General features: G+C 61.4%; 5 protein-coding genes. 1 reads left to right on the forward strand and 4 read right to left on the reverse strand.

Translation table 11 applies throughout. The features are described from left to right. Positions 1 to 412: 412 nt before the first annotated feature. The 4 genes from ACV4UY_RS10515 to ACV4UY_RS10530 all read right to left on the reverse strand — a co-directional run bounded on the left by ACV4UY_RS10515 (position 413) and on the right by ACV4UY_RS10530 (position 20,870). Positions 413 to 1,885 (reverse strand): TolC family protein, encoded by a 1,473-nt coding sequence (locus tag ACV4UY_RS10515; protein WP_491607551.1) that lies wholly within the window; start codon positions 1,883 to 1,885, stop codon positions 413 to 415. A gap of 262 nt (positions 1,886 to 2,147) precedes the next feature. After that, positions 2,148 to 16,409 carry a type I secretion C-terminal target domain-containing protein gene (locus ACV4UY_RS10520; RefSeq protein ID WP_491607552.1) on the reverse strand — a complete coding sequence of 4,754 codons (14,262 nt, stop codon included), beginning with the start codon at positions 16,407 to 16,409 and terminating at the stop codon, positions 2,148 to 2,150. A gap of 126 nt (positions 16,410 to 16,535) precedes the next feature. Next, a complete protein-coding gene (locus ACV4UY_RS10525; protein WP_491607553.1) occupies positions 16,536 to 20,396 on the reverse strand; it encodes a CHAT domain-containing tetratricopeptide repeat protein in 3,861 nt (1,286 codons plus the stop codon). 156 nt (positions 20,397 to 20,552) lie between these two features. Continuing rightward, positions 20,553 to 20,870: a hypothetical protein gene (locus ACV4UY_RS10530; protein ID WP_491607554.1), complete on the reverse strand. Its 318-nt coding sequence runs from the start codon at positions 20,868 to 20,870 to the stop codon at positions 20,553 to 20,555. 485 nt (positions 20,871 to 21,355) lie between these two features. Between ACV4UY_RS10530 and yidD the strand changes: the two genes are divergently transcribed. Further along, the gene (yidD, locus tag ACV4UY_RS10535; protein ID WP_491607555.1) at positions 21,356 to 21,796 is read left to right on the forward strand and encodes a membrane protein insertion efficiency factor YidD; all 441 of its coding nucleotides are present in this window, start codon (positions 21,356 to 21,358) and stop codon (positions 21,794 to 21,796) included. Positions 21,797 to 21,819: the final 23 nt, after the last annotated feature.

The raw sequence follows: 21,819 nt of genomic DNA on the forward strand, positions 1-21,819 counted from the left end.
GATGGGATGGGCCGCGGCAGGGAAACGGTTGATGCGCAGGGGCCGTTTGGCCAACCGCCTTCGCGGTCGGTTGTCCGACGGTCCTCCGTTCTGGCGACGGTCGGTTGTCCGACGGTCCTCCCTTCTGGCGACGGTCGGTTGTCCGACGGTCCTCCGTTCTGGTGACGGTCGGTTCCGCGACGGTTCGTTCTGGCGATGGTTCCTTGAGACGTTTTGCAAAGACGCAAAACGTCTCAAGGAACCAAGACGGCGCGCAGCGTTTTTTTTCGCAAAAAACGCGAAAGAAAACGCTATTTTGCAAAGCGCGCCAAAGTCAAAAACAAAGTCCCGGAGGCTCTGCCTCCGGACCTCCGCCGGGGACCTTCGGTCCCCGGACCCCTGCAACGGTTTTTACACCGGTCTTGGTCACTTCTTACTTCTTGGTCTCTGCCTTGGCGCCCTTCTTGGCGGCATCGGCTTTCTTGTCCGCTTTGGGCGCATCCGCCTTCTTGTCGGCGGCAGGCTTGGCGGACTTGGCCGGCTCGGAGGCCGGAGGCGGCACCGCCGGACCATCCGTCATCCGCTTGGGCGGACCGTTGCCGCTGTCGAGGGCGACGGTATCCAGAGCACCCATGGCCTGCAACAACGTATAACCGGCGATGATCACATCGGTCTCGGCGGCGGTGGCATCCGCACGGGCGTTGATCAACGCCGTCTCGGCGGTCAGAACCTCGAGAAGCGACCGCTTGTCGAGCTTGCGCTCCTCGCGGGCCAATTCCAAAAATTTCTGGGCAATGTTGGCCTGGTTGTGCAGCAGTTCGGCATTGGCGCGGGCGGTGTTGAGGTTGTGCCAGGCCACGCGGGCCTGCTCTTCGATCAAACGCCGGGTATCCTCGTATTGCCGCTTGGCCGACTCCAGATCCTGACCGGCGGCGGCCACGGAGTTCAACCCGGACAAACCCAGATTCAACGGATAGCTCATCTCCACGCGACCGTAGGTCTCGTCCTCGAACTCATCCACGCCGCTGATCTTGTCCTTGAACTTACGCTCGATGATCGCCTGAAAGGTGGGAAAGAAGTTGTTGCGCAACGCGCCACGCTTCTGGGCCTCGCGCATGTCGGCGGTCAGACGCCGCTTGTTGAGCTGCGGGTTCTTCTGCACGCTCACCGCCACTGCGTCATCCACGCTCTTGGGAAGATTTTTCAGAAAGGTCTCGTCCGGAGGCGAATATTTCAGGACTTCGGCGGGCTCCTGCAAAAAGACCGTGCGCACACGCTCCTGGGCCTGCGCCACGGCACCCGTGGCCTGCACCTCACGGGCCCGGGCCCCGGCCAGTTGCATCTTGACTTGCAGCACGTCCGACGAGTAACCGCGTCCCAGGGCCACGCGCACATCTTCCACCTCGCCCTGACGCTTGATGCTCTCCACCGACTGCCTGGAGTATTTCAAGACCTCGTTGGTCTTACGCATCTGGTAGTAGGCCGTGGCCGAATCCAGGATCAGGTTTTGCTGCGCGGTCTCCAGATCGGCGAGCAACTGGTCCTTGTTCAAACGCGCCACATCCACCGCTGCATAGGCCTTGCCGAAGTCGAACAACAACTGACTCAACCGCACGTCGAATTCACGCGGCTCCAGTTCGGTATCGGTGCCCGGGGCCTTCTGCAAGCGCCGCTCATGCCCGTATTGACCGCTCAAGGTCAAGGTGGGCAGAAAGCCGGATTTGAAGGTCTCGGAGACGCGCTCCTCACCCGCGGTGACATCGGCCTTGGCGGCCAGCACACGGTCATGGCGCTGCAAAACCCCTTCCACGGCACCGCGCAGCGTCTCCGCGCCCGCCTGCCCATCCGGGCTCATAAAAGCCAGCAAGGCCAACAATCCGATACCGCCGATACGACCTACCTTCATGGGAATGACTCCTTAAAACCGGGTCAGGATCACAAACCTACCTAATGGGAGGGAGAGCCCACTCACCCCCGAACGTGAACCTCCCCAACGGGAGTTTCACGAATACCATTCGTTCCAATCCAACATTCAGCAAGATTTATACCGGCAATACCAGCACTTCGTCAACCAAATGTAACCGGAATTCACGAAAAAGCATCGATTTCGCACCCCTGGCCCGGCCAGGAGAAAAAACGCCTGGCCGGACAAGGGACCATTCAACGAATCAGACCGGATGAACCAGATCCGCGTGTCCGAAATGGTTGGCGTTCACATGCTCGAGTTCCGCCAGCACCGTCATGTTTCCGCTCGTGGCGGCGTCGGTGTCATACACCAGATAGTTGCCACTCTCGGCCCCACCATCCTTATCGGTAAAGCTCAGGAAAGCAAAATAGTTTGTTCCATCCGCGATACCGGCATCCCTGGCCAGGGCATCCAGAACGCCACCCTCCATGGCGGTCTGGAGACCGGCCAACGAATGGGCCTCGAAGGAAAGCTCCACATAACCGGCCTGAGGATTGAATCCGCCACCAGGCAGGATCTTGTCCTGCAACGGCGTGAAGTCGGTGATGATGTCCGCCCGGGCAAACGTCAGCGATCCCTCGCCCGCATTGGCATACACGAAACCATCCGCCCCATCGCCACCGGTCAGGATATCCTGGCCCGCGCCACCGGTCAGGATGTCGTTCCCCTTGCCACCCACCAGAGCATCCGAACCGCTCGCCCCCACGATGCTGTCGTTTCCATCGCCACCGAACACCAAAGTCCGCGTGGCGTCGCTCAAACCACTCAGATCGATCACGTTGTTCAAGGCATTGCCGGCCACGATATAGGCCGCATGGGTGGCATCGATGTTCTTCGCGTCCGTCCCTTCCAGCACGGGATGCAGATCCACCGCTGGCGTTGTGGAGGAGGTGGTCAAAGCCCCGTCCGTGGCCGCGACCGTCTCGATATCGCGTGCCAGCGCGATGTGAGACTCCGGGGTGTCGAAGGTCAGATCCAGCCCACCGGTTTGAGTGTCCACCACGCCATGATCGATATCCACCGACAAGGGATCGCTGCCCGTGGTATCGGTGGAAGCCTGGGCCACGCGGATCGCCACGTCATGCAGGTTGCCAAAGAGCAGTTGATCCTGCCCGCCGGCATCCCGAATCGCATCCATGCCGCCGAAGGTGCCGTCCGACTGATCCCACTGGTAGCGGGTGTTGAACTGGTTACCCTCAAAATCGTTATCCAATGCGGTTTGGCTGAAGGTCATCTGCAAACCGCCAGGCAGAACACCGTCGATCAGCAGATCCAGCGTGGCATCCTCCAGCGTGACGATCAGATCGCCAAAGCCGGATACCCCCTCTTTGGCCATCGGACCCAGATGGATCTCGACATCCGTACCATTCTGCACAGCTTGCAACCAACCATCGCCAAAGGGATTGGTGGTATAATAGCTGTAGCCCATATAATACAGAAGATTGGAAAAATCCAACGTGTCACCGGCCTGGAAATCAAGGATGCGATCCCCCTGATACCCGACTTGATTGGCGCCGGCCAAGGCATAGAGATAGCGACCGTTGGCATAGCCCGTGTATTCCAGGATCGCGCTGTCAAACACGAAACGATCCGCGCCCGCGCCACCGGTCATCACGTCATCCCCGGCGCCACCATAAAACACGTCGTCGCCTTCCAGACCGGTCAGGATATCGTTGCCCGCGGAACCTTCCAGACGACCACTGCCGCTGATCGTATCGTTGCCATTGCCACCTTCCAGGTAGCCGGACCCGCTCAGGATGTCGTCACCCTCGCCGCCATAAAGCGATCCGCGACCCACCAGTTCGTCGTTGCCAGCCTCGCCATACAGGTAGTCCCAACTGCCGTCGTTGCCGCCAAACAGATGGTCGTTGCCGGTGCCGCCCCGCAGTTCGTCCTGCCCCTCCTCGCCATACAGCGTGTCGTTGCCGGCATCGCCGTAGAGTTTCTCGCTCTCATAGTAGGAGTAGCCGTAGTAGATGTTCGACCCTCCATGGATGATATCGTCACCGGCACCGCCATACAGGGTATCGATTCCACCCAGGCCGTGAATCGTGTCGTTGCCGCTGCCGCCGTTCAAACGATCCATGCCGTTGTCACCCGTGATCGTCTGGGCAATCGCCGGACCGGCTGGCAACATGCCGTTGGTCAGATCGATGAGGTTGGCATCGAGCAGAACCACCAGGGTGATGGCGTTGGTGAAATCACCCGATCCGGTCGTATCCAACTTCACCGTCACATCCTGGGTGGTCTCGTCGCGGCTCACCTGGATCCAACCCTCGGCGATCGGATCCTGGCCAGAATAACCATAGCCGTAATACCCCAACAACCCGGAAATATCCAGCTTGTCCCCGGCAGAGAAATCGGTGATGGTATCCGTGCCATCCACGCGATACACGGTATCCCAATATCGGACATCGTAGTCGATGATGAACGTGTCATCCCCCGCACCGCCGGTCAGGATGTCCGATCCCCGATCGCCGTACAAAAGATCGTTCCCTTCCAGACCCGTGAGATGATCGTCTCCCTCACCGCCATGCAGGGTGCCGGTCCCGATCAGCGTGTCGTTGCCGGCATCGCCGTACAATTGACCGCTGCCGGAGAGTTCATCATTCCCATTGCCGCCGTTCAGGTAACCGTATCCGGTCAGATAATCGTCCCCATCCTCGCCATACAACGTATCGCCGCTGGTGCAGGCACCGCCAGACAAGCGATCATTCCCGGCACCCCCCACCAGGTAGTCGTTGCCGAAGCCGCCATCGAGGTTGTCGTCGCCGGCTTCACCATACAGCGAATCGTTTCCGGCACCACCGCTCACCTGATCGTCCCCGCCACCGCCGGACAGATAGTCCGTCCCCTCGTTACCGGCCATGGAATCATGGGCGAAGGTCCCATGCACATCGTCATCCCCGCTCGTCCCGGCATAACCGGTGAAGGCGGAGAGCGTCACCCCCTTCAAGGTCACCAACACCGTGGAGAAATCATCGCCGCCCCCATTGCCATCCAAACGGATCTGCAAATCGGTGCGCGTCGGTCCCGAAAAACCCGCGACCTCCTGCTCGGTGAGTTGAATCCAGCCGTCGCCCACGGGATCGGAGCCGGCATACCCCATGGCCGACAAAACACCCGAAAGATCCAGACGATCCCCATCCGCGCGAGAAAAGTCGTGGATCATGTCGCTGCCATCCACGCTCTTGACGCCATTGACCATGATCACGCTGTCGGAATCGAGCTTGAAAAGATCCGCGCCCGAGCCGCCGGTCAGGTTGTCCGAACCGGCGCCACCCGAAAGCGCATCATCCCCATCCAGGCCGGTCAGGGTATCGTTTCCGGCACCGCCGACAAGGGTGCCGAGGCCCGTGATCTGATCGTCGCCCTCGTCACCATTCAAATAGCCGCCACCGAAGATGACATCGTTCCCTGCCCCGCCATGCAGGTCGCCCAGACCCACCATCTCGTCATCCCCACCCTGACCACGCAGGGTATCCCGATTGCCATCCCCGATCGCCAGATTGATGTCGGAGGTGGTGAAGTCGGTGAAGCCGACGAGCCGGTCATTGCCATCCCCGCCATCGAGGATATCCGCGCCATAGCCGCCATACAGCGTATCCATGCCGCTCTGACCGTTGAGCGTATCGTTGCCCGAATCCCCATACAGGGTGTCGTTGCCATCGCCACCGGACAGGGTATCGTTGCGCCCCCCCCCATGCGCCGTATCGTCACCGGTCGTTCCGGTCAGAACATTGTCAAGTTCCGTGCCGTCCCCAGCCACATGCTTCAACACACGGGATTGGACCGCCGAAAGATCCAGATCCGCGAATTGAACCCCCTGCAACTTCAACAGCGTCTGCCAGGAGTCGCCACCCCCATCCACATCGATCAAGACCAGGGTGTTCGATCCCTCCTCAACCGCATACAACCACCCGTCCGCAATCGGGTCCGAGCCGTAATACCAAGCCGAATACAGGGCGTTCGACACCTCAATCGTATCGCCCACCCCAAAATCGGTGATGGTGTCGATGCCATCCACCACGCTCGACGCGCCGGATCCGGTGAACGGATTCTCATCCAGAACGAAGGTATCCGCGCCGGCTCCACCCGTCAGGGTGTCGATACCGGCCCCAAAATGGAGCGCATCATCGCCGTCCTGGCCGATGAGGATGTCATCCCCATAGCCACCCCGCAAAACCCCCGTACCGGAAATCTGGTCGTTGCCATCGCCGCCGTTGAGGCTGCCATACGTGCCGGAAGAACCGATCAGTGTGTCGTTCCCGCCATCCCCGTTGAGGGAACCGATCCCCCAGAGAGCATCGTCGCCGTCCCCACCATACAACCCAACCTGCACACTGCCGATGGTCCCATCCAGATTCCACCCATACAGAGTGTCGTTGCCGCCCTCTCCGTAAGCATAATCCTGATACCAGAAAACATCGGCTATCGACGATCCGGTATACAGAACATCGTCACCCACATCCCCATACAGGTAGTCCGTGCCCGATCCGCCATGCAGGATGTCGTTGCCCGCATAGCCGATCAGGGTATCGTTCCCCGCCAGACCGAACAGGGTATCGTTCCAGGATCCGCCGTACAGGGTGTTGGCAAGCCCGTTCCCCTCGATGGAAAGGGCGACCGACGGACCGCCGGGTGAGACAGCGTTCCACAGCAGATCCAGGGTGGCATTCTCCAGAATGACCAGGGTGGAAAACCCGGTGGAGCTTGCCCCGCCCTTCATGTTGATCACCACATCGCCAGACACATCGGTGGCCACCAGCCAGCCGTCGCCGAACGGATTGGAACCGGAATATCCGGCATGATACAACGCATAGGTGAAATCGAGCTTGTCGCCCAGGGCGAAATCGGTGATCGTATCCGTGCCATTGGACACCTTCACGCCATTGGCGCTGACAAGGCCGCTGGAGTCGAACACGAACGTGTCGGCACCCGCGCCACCGGTCAGGTTGTCCGCGCCGGCACCCCCATTGAGCCGATCGTTGCCAGCCCCACCCAACAGGGTATCGAGGCCGTTCCCGCCAAACAACTGATCATCCCCACCCAGACCGGTCAGGATATCATCCCCGCCCTCACCATACAGAGTGCCGCTGCCGGTGATCATATCCCAATCCTCGGCACCGCCACCCCCGTCACCATCGTCTCCGTAGAGCGTGCCCACGCCGTTGATCGTGTCGGCGCCCAGGCCACCGTACAACATGCCGCGACCGGACAGGGCGTCGTTGCCCGCCTCGCCGTACAGGTAATTCGTGCTGCCATCGTCCAGCCCGCCGGAAAGTTCATCATCGCCCGGACCGCCGTAGATGGTATCCTGATTCGCACCACCGAAGAGATGATCGTCTCCGAAACCACCCACCAGGATATCGTTGCCCGAGAAGCCATTCAGGGTATCGTCACCGGTATTGCCCAACAGGGTGTCGTTCCCGTTCGTGCCATCGAGCGCCAACGCCACCTCCGGACCACCGGGGAAGATGTTGTTGTTCAGCATCGCCACCGTGATCCCCTGCAACGTGACCACCTCGATGGATCCGGCACCGAAATTCCCCGTCCCGGTGGTATCCAGCCGGATCACCACGTCATTGCCGACCTGTTCGGCTTTCAGCCAGCCATCCCCAAACGGATTACCACTGTAGCTGTTGTAGTAATAACCGTAATAGTAGTTACCTGTATTGTAGTAATAGTTGTAATAGCTGTTTGAATACCCGACCTCGCTGAGCATGCCCGAAAAATCCAGGTGGTCCTCGGCGGAAAAGTCGGTGATGAGATCCGCGTCTCCCGACAGAAACTCGTATTGATCGAGATCTTCGTTCCAGACCCTGGTGATGGTGTGGTAGTCGAACAGGAACAGATCCGAACCCGCGCCACCGGTCAGGGTGTCGGAGCGGGCACCACCGCTCAAATAATCGTCTCCAGACCCACCGGTCAGGATATCGATCCCCTCCTCGCCATACAGGTATCCATTGCCGGAGATGACATCGTTCCCATCGCCACCCCACATCTGCCCCATACCGGTCAGATGATCGTTGCCATCCCCGCCATACATCTCGCCAAAACCGGTGAGGGTGTCATCGCCGGCGTCGCCATGCAAACGATCGTAATAATAATACCCCCCAAAGTCGTAATAATCGCCATCCAGGTCCAGACCACCGCCATCCAGCGTATCGTTGCCGTTGCCGCCATACAGGGTGTCGCGTCCAAAGCCACCCGACAGCGTATCGTTGCCATCATCCCCCCACAGGGTATCGTTCCCGGAATCGCCGGCCAGATGGTCATCACCGGCCTTGCCATTCAAGATATCGTCCCCGCTTGAACCATGAAGATGATCAAGCCCCGCGCCGCCATTCAGGGTTTCATTGGCGGGGGTTCCCTGGATCGTCCGATCGATGACGATTCCAGCCGGTTGGATCCCGGTGATCAACGCATCGACCTGTATCCCCTCCAGGGTCACGAGAATCTGGGAAGAGGCGCTTACATGACCGGTCTGAGTCAGATCGATCCGGATCACGGTATCGCTCCCCACCTGTTCGGCCAGAAGCCAACCATCTCCAAACGGATCGCTGCCGGAATAGGAAAGGGTGTAAAACAACAGATTGACGAGATTGAGGGTATCCTCGGCTGGATTGAAATCCACGATCCGATCGCTGCCCAACAGCACATAACGCGTGTGACTGTTGCCCTGGACATCGTAATAATAATCGTACCGGATCTCCGAACCGTCGATCACGAAGGTATCGTTGCCCGCGCCCCCGAACAACAGGTCCGACCCCGCACCGCCGTACAAGACATCGTTCGTGGCCAAACCATACAGCTCGTCATCGCCGTTCTGACCATACAACGAACCACTGCCACGGAGATAATCATCCCCGTCGCCACCCGTGAGCGTCCCCTTGCCAACCAGGGTATCGTTCCCTTCATCGCCACTCAGGTAATCCGAGTAGTCGTCGTCCTGACCGCCATCCAAAAGATCGTCGCCGGAACCGCCATACAGCGAATCCGTGCCGTTCCCGCCATACAGTTGATCGTTGCCCGGTCCACCGTACAGTCCGCCACCGTAAGAGCTGTGATCGTATCCGTCGCCACCGATCAGGCTATCATCCCCATACCCACCCGTGAGCCGGTCGGATCCATCCAGCCCCTCCAGCCGGTCGTTGCCGATGCCACCGGTCCAGGTGTTGTTGCTGGAATCGCCGGTCAGGGTCTGATTGCCCACGCCGGGGAGAATGCGACCATCCAGCGCCGTGGTCTGGACATTGTTGACCGTGAACAGGGTGTAGGTGCTGGGGGCGTCGAAGGCGCCCAGGGTCGCGCCATTCACATCCACCTGCACCAGAACGTTCGATCCCGACTGCACCAGTTGCAACCAGCCATCGGTGATCGGCTGGGTGCCGGTGTAACCCAGTCCGGTCAACAGATCACGCACATCGATGACATCCTGCGTGGCATCGAAATCGCTGATCGTGTCCGTGCCGCCGATGGTGGTGACGCCGTTGACGATCTGGATCACATCCGAACCGACAACGAAGGTGTCCGCCCCGTAACCGCCCGTCAGGGTATCGTTGCCCAAACCACCCTCGAGGGTGTCGTCGCCGCTGCCGACCCCCCAATAGGAGAGATTGTAATAATCCAGATAGTTCGATCCCGAACTGGTCGGTCCTTGATCGCCGTCAAGGGTATCGTCTCCGGCCCCGCCGTACAGATGATCGGAACCCCCACCGCCACGGATCTCGTTGGCCCCCTCGTCGCCACTCAGACGATCGATGCCATCCCCGCCGAAAAGGTTCTCGAAATTCACCACCAGCCCGCTCAGCTTGGCCTGGGCCAGGGAGAAGGTTTGCGGGATCATCTGGTCCTTGAACCCGAAGTGGAGCCAGTCGATGCCATCGCCACCATCGAGCAGGGTTTCGTGACGCGCCGCACCCTCCAGATAGAGCACATCCCGACCCGCGCCCAACAGCACGGTATCGGCGCCACCACCGGAGCGGACATAATCATCGCCGCCGCCGCTTTCGATGCGATCCACGAATATCGTGCCCGCGATCAGATCGTTGGTCGTACCGGTTCCGGTGATCGTGACCCCACCCGGCACCCCCGCGAAGAGCATGGAGGCATCCACGACATTGTTGTCGTAGCCATTGTCCGGACCCTCGAACAAACGCACCTCCATCGTGTCCGTCGAGTAAAAATAGTACCCGCCAAACAGATAGCTCACATCATAATTCGGGTTGCTCATCACCAGATGGTAGCTGGCATCCGCGAATTCAACGGTTTCGATATCCTTGAAAACCAACTGGCCGCCACTGGCATCGGTCCAGGCATGGGTCCCGTTGGTCAAGCCACGGGTGACGAAATCGTCGATGCCCTGGATCGTGCCATATTGGATGGCAAGCGTATCCTGTCCGTCGCCACCATCGATGCGATCCACGAACGTGCCGCTCTTGCCGGAAACCACGATCCGGTCGTTTCCGCCGCCGCCCTGAATGGTATCGCTGCCTCCGGTGCTGCTGATGGTGTCGTTCCCCATGCCGCCCACCAGTCCGTCGTTGCCCGCCGTGCCGGTCAGGGTCCGCTCGGTGGCGCTCATGTGGACGAAGTGTTGCGCGGTCAGGTTGGAGGCCGACACACCCTTGAGAATCGCCAACGGATCGTGGTTGGCCGTGAGATGGATGATCGTATCTTGCGCGTAAATTCCGGAACCCTGCTCCCAACCGATGTCGTTGAAGTTCAGAGTTCCCTTCAAACCGATCCGGTCGCCACCATTCCAGCCGATGCTCGACCATTCGGACCAGGAATCGGTGTGGTGAAAATCCTGGATCGTGTCCGCCTTGGCCAGATCCGCGCCCTCGCTGCTTGGCCCGATCACGAACAGATCGCGACCGTAATCCGAACTCGAAGGGGTCGAACCGGAGTACCCACCCCGCAAGATATCCGTCCCGGCGCCACCATCCAGGATATCGTTGCCGTAGTCGCCCTCCAGGGTATCGTTGCCGCTGGCGCCGATCAGGGTGTCGTTCCCGTCCATGCCACGCAACACCCACCCCGTGCCATCCGGGGCTTCCAGCCGATCGTCGTGATAGGTGCCGATGATCGCGCCGCGCAGATAGAGCGATCCCGTGACCTGGCCATCGTTCACCGACACGGCGATGGGAAGGGTGGTGTCGGTGTTGGGCGCGCTGCTCAGGGTGAGGGCGACCCCGGCCAACAGGGTGTTGACATGGGCGATGTCACCGCTCGCGCTCCAGACACCATCCGCAAAGGTCGAGGTGACGGCGGTCGCCCCGGTTCCGGCGGTGGCGGTGGAGAAGGTGCCGGTCACGCTGCCCGGCAGGGTCAAGGTCACCGTCACGCTGGTGTTGTCGAGATCGGTGATGAACAGATTCGGCAGATCGAACACGGTCGCATTCGATCCCAGGCCCACCGAGGCGCCGAGATTGGTGACGACTGGCAGATCATCGAGCGCGGTTCCGGCAATCGCCTTGGAACCGGTCGCCAGAAAACCCAGATCGTTCGAAACCGAGGTCACAATGGAAAAGCTTTCATTCCAGTTGTTCGCCGGCAGATATTCGACCTCGGCCAGATGGGCATTCACCGTCGCCGCATCGCCGGTGACCATCCAGGTCAGACCGTTGAAATGCGAGGTGACACCGTGGATCGTGCCGGTGCCCAACGACCCGGCGCGCGAGTCGGAGAGGGTCAGGGTGGCGGTGAAGGTCGCGAGCGGATCGGCATCGGTGATCACGATGTCGTTCAAGACCACCGATTCGTCGTCCTCGGTGAAGCTCTCAGCCAGATTCAGATTGTTGGCCGTGAACGTACCGGTGACGTTCGTCACCGGCGAGGTGCCCACGCTGGTCGCGACCGAATGGATCCCGCCACTCTCGGTATAGGTCGCCTGGACCGTGATCGCCTTGCCCGCCTGGGCCGAGGCCACCTCGAAAGTCGCGCCATTGGCCCCGGCGATGGCCACGCCATCCGCATACCACTGGTATTGCACGCCGCTCGGCGTGCCATTCGCGTCGCGCAACTGCGTCGTCAGGGTCTGCCCCACGAGCGGCGCGGAGTGCAACTGGATCGAGTCGATCTCCTCCCAGGCGGACTGGTCATGATCGGTATCCACATGCACGTTGAGCGCCTGAACCAGATACTCGGTGGCATTCCAATGCACGGTGAAATCGACCGGGCTGCCCGGCAGACTCGGATCCGTGCCGGTCCAGACATCGTAATGCCAAATGCCATCCGTATCCTGCAAATCGATCCCGGTAACGAATCCGTTGCCCCAGGTCTCGCGGATCGTGGCCCCGGTGGCATGCACGGGGGTATCGAACGACACCCACAGGTACTCGTCGTTGCCGTTCATGCCGGCAGGAGCCCAGGAGGTGGTGATGTCCCCATAATCAAACGTATTGGGCAATCCCAATACCTGCTCGGCACTCCAACTGATGGAGGAGTACTGACTGCTTTTTCCCTCAACCGCGCTGGCATGCTGGGTGAGTTCGAGAATGGTCAAGGTGCTGTTGGGGGTGTCGCTGAGATTGGCCACATACACGTCGATCGACCGGGTGGTCTCCGCACCCTGATTGTCCGTGGCGGTCAGGGTGATCTGATAGGTGTTGTTGTGATCGCCATCAGCCGGATGCTCATAGTCCGGCACCACCTTGAACGACAGCACACCCGAGGCATTCAGATCAAACAGCCCCGCATCCACGCCCGACAACGACCAGGTGAGCGTTCCCCCTTCCGGATCCGTGCCCTGGGCGGTCAACACATAACTCGCGGCGTTCTCGTTGACCGTGACATACGAGGCGTTGGTGATCACCGGGTTCTGGTTCTCGCCGGCGACCACCACCGACGTGGACGCGCTGAGCGGATTCTCGGCGTTGTTCTCCCCATCCAGATAGCTGGCGCGCACCGTGATCGCCTTGCCCAGATCGGCCTGGCGCACGGTGAAGTTCTGACCCGTGGCCCCCGCGATCGCGCTGCCGTCGGCATACCATTGATAGCTGACGTTGCCGTAAACCTCGTCCGCGTCGTCGATGTGCGCGGTCAGGGTCTGGAAGGTGGATACGCCGCCATGCAGTTCGATGGCGTCGATGGCCTCGTAGGTCGCCATGTCGTGTTCGGTATCGACATGCACCCGCAAGCCATTCACCGCATACTCGGTGGTCTGCCACGCCACATCGAACTCGGCCACCTCACCCGGTTGGCTGGTGTCCAGACCGGTCCAGACCTGATGCCACTCCCCCTGGAGATCCAGCAGATCGATGGCCAGGACGAAGCCATTGCCCCAGGTTTCGTGAATGGTCACGCCGTTGGCATGCACCGGGGTGTCGAAGAGCACCGAAAGGTACTCTTCATCCTGGGAGTTCATGCGACCCGGCGCCCAGGCGGTGGAAAAGTCGCCATAGGCGGTGGTGTCCGGCGCGCCCAGGGCCTGCTTCGCGGACCAGAGGCTGATCGACCACTCGGAGCTGACGTCCTCGACCTCCGAGGCATACTGCGGCGTGGTCTGAACGATCGACACCTTGCCGTTGAGATTCGGATTCAAGGAGGCCACGGTGCGCGTTTCGGCGGAAACCGGCAAGATCTCCTCATGGTTGTACCCATCGTGGAAGCTCACCTGCACCGAGATCTTCCGGCCCACATCGGCCTCGCGCAAGGTGAAGGCGGAGCCCGTGGCGTTGGCGATCGCATGGCCATCGGAGAACCACTGGTAGTGCAGCGTTCCCACCCCGTCCTCGTCGGCCAGGACGGAAACCGCAGCCTGCAACGTCTGCCCCTCCTTGACGACGGTCTGGTTGCCGATGGTCCCCTGGGTGGCGTAATCCTTCAAATAGACCGTGCCCATGGACGGATCGTTGACATTGGCCACCTTCTCGGTGGCGGCACTGGCCTTGGTTTCGACCTTGCCGCGATCGTCGGTGTAGCTCGCCTTGACCGTGATCGCCTTGCCCACCTGATTCTGGGTCAGGGTGAACTGATTGGTGGTCGCGCCCGAAATGACCACTCCATCGGCCAGCCATTGATAGGTGATGTCGCCCGTTATGCCGTCGGCATCGCTCAAGGTGTTGGAGACGGTGAGGGTCGCATCCTCCATGGCGCTGCCGGCAATCGTCACCAGGCCGGTCGGCGCCTCGTTGCCCAACCCGTCCATGGAAGCGGCGGACTTGATCTTGTCGTTGATCGCGACGATCTTGGTCAGATCGTTGGGATCGATCAACCCCCCGGAGTTCAACAGATTCGCCAGGGTCGCGCTGTCCCCCAGATCCAGATGACCCGAACCGTGCGCCTCGATCGTCCCCATCAACGCACCCATGGCATCCGCGAACTTGCCGGGCTTGACATAGTGCATGATCGTGCCGATCTGGGTGATCGCCTTCTGCATGGCGAGAGCGGCGCTGCTGGTCGGGTTGGCCAGGGGATCGAAGGTGGCCAGATCGACATCCGACAGCCCGAAGGTGCTCCGGATCACCGCCTTGGCGTCCGCCAGAGTGGCATTTTCATGCCGCTCCAGATACTCCTGCACCAGCGTGGTGAGCGGATTGACGATCAACGCGCCGACGGGCGCCTTGAGGATCATGGTGTTGGCAACGCCGGTCTTCTCCTCCGTGCCACCCTCGACGATGAGGTCTCCCTGCAACGTGCTGGTGAAGCTGATCGCGCCACCCGCGCCGGTCAGACCGACGAATTCACCGGTCTGGGCCAGGCCGTCCCCATTGGCGTCCACATAGACCCGTGCGCCGACCAGATAATCGTCCGCGACTTTGAAAGAGCGGGCCGTCACGACCGGAGTCGTGGTCGTGGTGGTGTTGGTTTCGACAACCACCGTTTGCGTTTGCGTGACCGTCTTGAGAATATCGGTCTGCGAGGAGCTTGTCAGCGACTTGGTACCCTGGCTGACGACCTGGGTGAGGTCACTGGAGTTCAGAATCGCCTTGGTGCTGTCCGTCAGCATATTGGTGACGCTGTTCGAGAGGATATCGCTTCCGGTCTTGGCAGTCTGGCTGACGAGCAACTCGATGCTTTTGCCACTGGAAGAGGCGATCCCCTTGTCCGCGAGATCCTTTTGCAGCGCGGAGGAACTCACCTCGGGGTTGGCCAGAGGCAGGGAGTTGCCGACCAGCGTGGTATCCTTTTGCGCACCGAAGATCTGGGCGATCACCTGGGCAGCCTTGACATCCTGGGCAGCCTTGACATCCTGGGCAGCCTCGGCGCTCGTCTTGGGGGTGCTCTCCTTGGTGTCGGCGGCGACCTTGGCTTCGACATCCTTTTTCTCGGCATCCTTCTTCTCGGCCTCGCCTTCCTTCTTCTCGGCCTCGCCTTCCTTCTTTTCGCCCTCCTTCTTGTCGCCTTCTTTTTCCTTGCCCTCGCCTTCCTTCTTGTCGCCTTCCTTCTTCTCGCCCTCGCCTTCCTTCTTGTCGCCTTCCTTCTTCTCGCCCTCGCCTTCCTTCTTGTCGCCTTCCTTCTTGTCGCCCTCCTTCTTGTCGCCCCCCTTCTTGGCATCCTGGGCGTGGCGCGGATCGCCCTTGAAGGTCGGGATCTGCTGCGGCGGCGGCAGGGCCTTGGTGGCCGAACCGTACCGTTGCGCGACCTGGTTGGCGGGCATGATGAACGGCTGGGGCGGCGCCACGTTGAAGCTCTTGATCGCGGTGGTCTGGTTGATTTGATTGAGCAGTTGGGTGCCCGCCGCGTTGGTGACCGAGATCTGACCCACGCCACCATCGGCATCCTGCAACAGGGTGATGGTGTTCTCCTTGCCCTCGGCCTGGGCCTGACCGGCCACCGTGGTGCCCCGGATGCCGATCTCGGCCACCGGGGTCTTGAAGACCATGTTGTTCGGTCCCATCTTGGCGACCGCGCCGCTGGTGAAGGTGAAGACACCCTGCACCACGTTGGTCGAGGATTTACCGGTTCCGGCGGCGGGATCGAACTCCATCTTCTCGATCACCAGACGACCGTTGTCGCCCAGGGCGACGGTGGATTTATCCGCGTAGATCAGACCGACGGCCCCCTTCTCACCGGTCTGGACAATATCCCCTTCCATCAGGGCCATGCTCTGGGTGACCGGAATCTTCACCCCACCGCGCATGATGGATGCCTCGCCGGAGACCGTATCCACCGTGCCGATGCCGGTCTGGCTCGCGCCTGGGGCCACCTCGGCGTAGAGGCCGGGAGCCACCGGACCGGCCAGACGAACCGCCAGGTCGCCGGTGATGCGCGCCCCTTCGGCGGTGTAGAGATCCGGCGGGGTGGCCAGCAGGAAATATCCAGGAACCAGGATCGTCTGTCCGGCGTGCTCGCCGGTGCCACGCAGCAGCAGATCCTGACCATGGCGGATGTATTCGGCCCTGAGCAACATCTCATCGCCCGGAACATCGACCCGCACCCCCTCCTGCGCCCGTTGCAGGGTGTGCGAAAAGATCTCCAGGGGACGAAACGGGGTCATTTCGATGCGCTTGGCCATGATCTGCTCTCTCCTTACGGTTTACCCACCAGATTGAATGCCCGGTTGGTCCTTCAGCCCGATATTTCTCGTTCAACCACCGACAAGAGGCCGATGGCGTCGTGGCGATTCGATGATCGTCAACCCCTATTTCCCCACCAGCATGAAAGCCGACCAGACATACGGATAGGACCACTCCTGGGAGTTGATCATCTCCAGACGCGACTCGCGCAGCGCGTCATGGGCGCTCATGCCCTGCAACATGCGCTTGTAAAGCCCGGTCATCAACGCCTGGGTTCCCGCGTCGCTCACCTCCCACAACGAGGCGATCACCGCTTCGGAACCCGCCTCCTGGAAGGCGCGACGCAGACCATACACACCCTCGCCCTCGTGAATCTCGCCCAGACCGGTTTCGCAGGCGGAAAGCACCGTCAGCCGGGTGCCGGTGAGATCCAGCCCCAACACCTCGAGCGCGGTCAATACCCCATCATTTCGGGTATCGATCTCACCCAGATAAGTGGCATTTCCGTTGATGCCTGCAAAAGCAAGACCAGAACGCAGCAACGGGTTGTCCCCCGGAGGCGGCAAAGGCACCTCGCCGCCGCGCTGCATCTTGAGCAGACGCTTGCGCAGGCTGTCGTCCGGCTTCAAAAAGAAGCCGTGGGTGGCCACATGCAGCATCTCCGGCGGCTCCTCGATCGACTGAACCACCTTCTCCTGGGCGTCGTTCTGAAGGTAGATCCGACTTTCCTTCTTTTCGTCCACCCCCTTGGCCTGGCTGATGATCAGCTTGCCCTCCTTTTCGGCGCCGGGCAGGGGATCGAAATGCAATCCGCGCATGCCGCTCGAGAAGGCGCGCATCCCCTCCTTGACCTCGCCGGAGGCAGCCGACCGCTTGCCGGCGATCTCGGCGATCACCTCGCGTTCCACCACCTTGTCGGAGTTGTAATCCGGTCCGGCCAGAATCAACAACCCACCCTTGGCCGCCGGAATCTCCGAGGGGATCAGATCCCGGCTCGAAGTGAGGATGTGCAGATCCAGGGTCTTGGCCAGCCAGTTCCCATCCTCATCGGCCAGCGCGTTGAAGGGGAGAATGTTCAACATCCCGTCCGGCACCACATAGACCTTCTCCCGACCGCCGAGGGCCTTCTTGAGCGGCGCCCAGATCAGATCGTAGGTCTCCTGACCGGCCTTGATCAACTCCTCGTCCTCGATACCCTCTTCCTGGATCGAGGTGCGATAGGCGACGATCGCCTTTTGCATCGTCTCCATGTCGGTGTCGTAGGGGATCATGTCGAAGACCGGGCCATCTTTCTCGCGCCGCAGCACACCGGCCACGAGACGGCTCTTGCCCTGATCGCCGTAGATCAGAAAATCGACCAGCACCGCGTCCTCGGGCAGATGGGCCACCAGTTTGTCCACCGTCACCGCGTCCACCGAACGCCGGAACCGCTTGCTGGCCCGTCCCAGCTCGAGTTGCAGCCGATCGACGCTATCCTCGAGTTCGTGAAGGGTCTTGAGATGGTTATCCTTGGTCTCGGGGGTGGGACCGGAAAGGGTCAGGGCGGCCAACTTCTTGCGCGCTGCGGTCAAACGCCGACCGATCGCCTCGAGCTGGGAATTCTTCGACAACTGCACCACCTGACGCATCTCGGCGGTCACCTTGAGCAGCATCCCCTTGCGCTGCATGCCGATGTCCATCAACTCCCTGCCACCCACCTTGGCATCCTGACGGGTGACCAGGTTCAGGAAGGTGTTCAGCTCCTCGCGATGCAGACGGATGTACCCCTCGCGGGCGTTGTCACCCGTGGCCCACAGCATGCGGTTCAAGAACCCGGTGCGCCGGTCGAACCCCTCGCGCCGCACCGTGAAGGCCTCCTTGAGGGAGGGTTCGTCCTTCTTGGCTTCCAGCACGTCGGCCAGGGCATTGAGCGCCTCGAAGGTGTACGGATGCTGCTTGCCGAGCACCTCCTCGCCCAGTTGCAACGCGCCGCGCAACAACTCCTCGGCCTCCTTGAGGCGTCCCATGTCCAGATACAGGGCGCCCAGGTCGCGCATGGATCGCACCACGTCCATGTGTCTGGGTCCGAGCACCTCCTGACGCTTGGCCAGCGTCTTCTTGAAAAGCGCTTCCGCCTCCTCCCTGGCGCCGAGCTTGTGCTTGACCCGCGCCAGGTTGTTCATCGCCTTCAAGGTCTTTTGATGTCCCTCGCCGAACAGCTCGCTCCACTGGGCCAACACCTTCTCGAAGAGCGGTCCGGCCTCCTTGTGGTTCTGTTGCAGCATCATCAGATAGGCCAGGTTGTTCACGAAGGCCACGCTGTCCGGATGCTTCTCCCCGAGCGTCTTGGCGGAAGAGACGATCGCCTGGCGATACAGGGGTTCGGCCTTCTCGAAGTTGCCCTGGCTCTCGTGCAGAAGGGCCAGATTGTTCAGCGTGGCCAGGGTTTCGGGATGATCCTCCCCCGCGACCTTCTTCGAACCCATCACCGCCGCGCGCAACAACGGTTCGGCCTCGTCGAAAAGCCCCTCGTTCTCGAGCACCAGTCCGAGATTGTTCATCACGTTGATCGAGGCCTGATGCTCGGTGCCCACGATCTTGCGGTAGCCGTCCAGAACCTTGGCGTAGAGCTTTTCGGCCTCGGCCAGCCGCCCCTGGCGGCGGTAGACCCCGGCCAGACGGTTCCGGGTGGCCAACAAATTGGGATGCTCGACCCCCAGAAGCGCCTCCTCGCCCTTCAAGACCTCCAGGATCAGAGGTTCCGCCTTGTCGTACTCCGCGGCGTCCTCATGCACCGACGCCAACGCCCCCAGGGCATCGAGCAGCGCCTGTTGCCCCGCCGGATCCTGTTTCGCCAGTTCGATCACCTCTTCCAGACTCTTGCGGGCCTCGTCGAACCGACCCTCCTTGCGAATCAACTCCGCGGCCTCGACACGGGCGCTCAAGGCGCTCGGAGCCGTGGGCAGAAGCGCCACCCGATGGATCCCCGCCGCCTGGTCGTAGAGCGCCAAGGCCCCCTTGAGATCCCCCTGGCGGGCCAGCGTGGCGGCGGTCAGGGTCAGACAGTCGGCCAGACGCGGATGGTTGACCCCCAACGCCTTCTCATACAAGGGACGCGCGCCGGTCAGAATCTTGTGGGCCGACGCCACGTCCCCGACATTCAGGTGCAGACGCGCCAGGGCCAAACCGTTGTCCAGGGTCACCGGATGATCCGCGCCGACCGCCTCGCTCCACCCCTTGACCACCGCCGCGCGGATCCCCAGCGCCTTGGCCATGTTGCCGACGGCCTCGTGCAGGTCGGCCTGCTGACCGAGCAGCTTGAGGGTTTCCGGATGATCGGCGCCCAGGATCTCCACCCCCAGGGCATGGGCGGCTTCCAGTCCGGCGGCGGCATCCGGGGCCACCCCCATCTGGAACAACAACAGCGCCCGCTCGCGCAACGCCACCAGCCCGGTATAGTGCTTCTCCCCGAACTCGCTCTTGGCCATCTCCACCGATTTGCCGGCCCTCTCCAGGGCGCCGTTGGCATCGCCGCGCGCCATCAGCGCCGCAGCCTCCTGGTTCAAGGCGGACCAGGCACGGGCGGCGATCATCTTCTCTGGAGCGAAACCGGCCACGCTGGCCAACTTCTCGTCGTATTTGGCCGGCAGCGCCTCGCGCAGACGCACGATCGCCTCGTTGGCCACCGCCACCTCCGGTTGACGCCCGGCCTCGGCGGCCAGGCCCGCTGCCTTCACGAACAACTCCACCGCCTTGGGATCCTTCCTGGCCTCGGCCTCGGAGGCCGCGCGCAGCGCCTCAACCGCCGCATCCCTGGCCGGAGCATCCTTGGCGGCTTCCTTCTTGGCCGGGACCTCCTTGGCGGCTTCCTTCTTGGCCGGAGCCTCCTTGGCGGCTTCCTTCTTGGCCGGAGCCTCCTTGGCCGGGGGATCCGCCGCAAGAACCGAACACGGAGTCAGCAACAACGCCAGGGCCAAGAGACTGGGCACGCCCAACGCGCGCGCCATGCGAAGGCTCTTTCCAGACAGGCGGGGATTCACCATACCCATGGTCCTATTTCTCCGAAGCGTTCATGAACGATAGGGTCCAACTTGCATGATGGGGGGAGAACCCCTCACCCCCCGTACCATGGACCTCCCTTCGGGAGTTCCCAGGGTAACCGATCAATCCGATTGGCCAATCCGCGCGATCTCTTCGCGGACCAAGCGTTCGGCCATTTCGGGAAGGATATCCCGCAACATGATTCGGGCGGTTTCGCGAGCGGTCCGTTCCACCAGAGGTTCGAAGGCCTGCCGCAACGCCTCGGCCAGCAAGGCCGGCTCCACGGGCACGGAAAAGGCCTCGGCGCGCAGACGCTCGACCTCCTCGCCGATGATCCGGCGCGTCAATCCGGGCAGATGGGCCTGGACCAGCTCCGACAATCCAGGGCGCAGCCCCAGGGAGAGCGCGGTCACAGGATCCCCGTTGGATGCAACCTCCACGAGCGACCCCCGACAGAGCTTAGAGGCTGTTTGCACCTGCCAAACAGCCGACGCGGGCCATTCATGGCCCGCCAAATTGCGCGGCAATTTGAGACGCACGAATCGATTTTTCCGCTTCGTGACAGGTTTGGCGATTCCATTCAGGGAATCAACAAACAGCCTCGTACCATGGAACTCCCGAAGGGCGGTCCATGGTACGAGGGGTGAGGGGGTATCCCCCCATCATGTCAAGTTACAAGAGATGGTCGATTCACGATAAACACCCATTTATCCAAATCAAATTCGGCATTTTTCATTCTAACACGAAAGGCGCGCAACATGGAATTGTTTTTCAAATCCCCACAAAATGTTACAAGATGTTGAGATCGCCGCGCTCCTCTGGATACGAAGATCTTGCACGTCGCGCCACGAATTTGCATGATGGAGTCTCGGAACCTCCCGCGTCACGGTCGTTCCACGACAATCACCCCGAACGAGTCGTCGCCATGTCTTCGATGCCCCCCCATGCCCTTCCGCCCCAAACCGCTCGCGGGACTCTCCCCGGAATCGCGATCCTGGCACTCCTGGCCCTCTGCCGCGCCACCAGCCCGGCCCACGCCAACGAGAACCCCCTCGAATACCACCCCCTTCCCGAGGTTAAACGGGCCCAGTCCGATCCGGTCGTCCAATGGCTGCTCTTCCCCTTGCGACTCTATTCCCATACGATAAGTCGCGTGGATGGCGATCGGTGTCCCTCGCACCCCAACTGCTCCCATTACGCCAAACAGGCCATCGAACGCCATGGCGCGCTCACGGGACTCCTGCTCACCATCGACCGACTGATCCACGAACGGGGAGAGATCGACCGGGCGCCTAGGATCCTGGCCCCGGATGGGGCGCAACGACTCCTCGACCCCCTGGCAGCCAACGATTTCTGGCTGGAATGACCGTGACGGGCCAACCAATCCAA

The sequence above is a fragment of the Candidatus Magnetaquiglobus sp. genome, assembly GCF_058402785.1.

What these genes read in the sequence shown, in the direction of transcription:
- ACV4UY_RS10515 (WP_491607551.1), bottom strand. Translation starts at nt 1,885, where the DNA reads ATGAAGGTAGGTCGTATCGGCGGTATCGGATTGTTGGCCTTGCTGGCT.
- ACV4UY_RS10520 (WP_491607552.1), bottom strand. Translation starts at nt 16,409, where the DNA reads ATGGCCAAGCGCATCGAAATGACCCCGTTTCGTCCCCTGGAGATCTTT.
- ACV4UY_RS10525 (WP_491607553.1), bottom strand. Translation starts at nt 20,396, where the DNA reads ATGGCGCGCGCGTTGGGCGTGCCCAGTCTCTTGGCCCTGGCGTTGTTG.
- yidD (WP_491607555.1), top strand. Translation starts at nt 21,356, where the DNA reads ATGTCTTCGATGCCCCCCCATGCCCTTCCGCCCCAAACCGCTCGCGGG.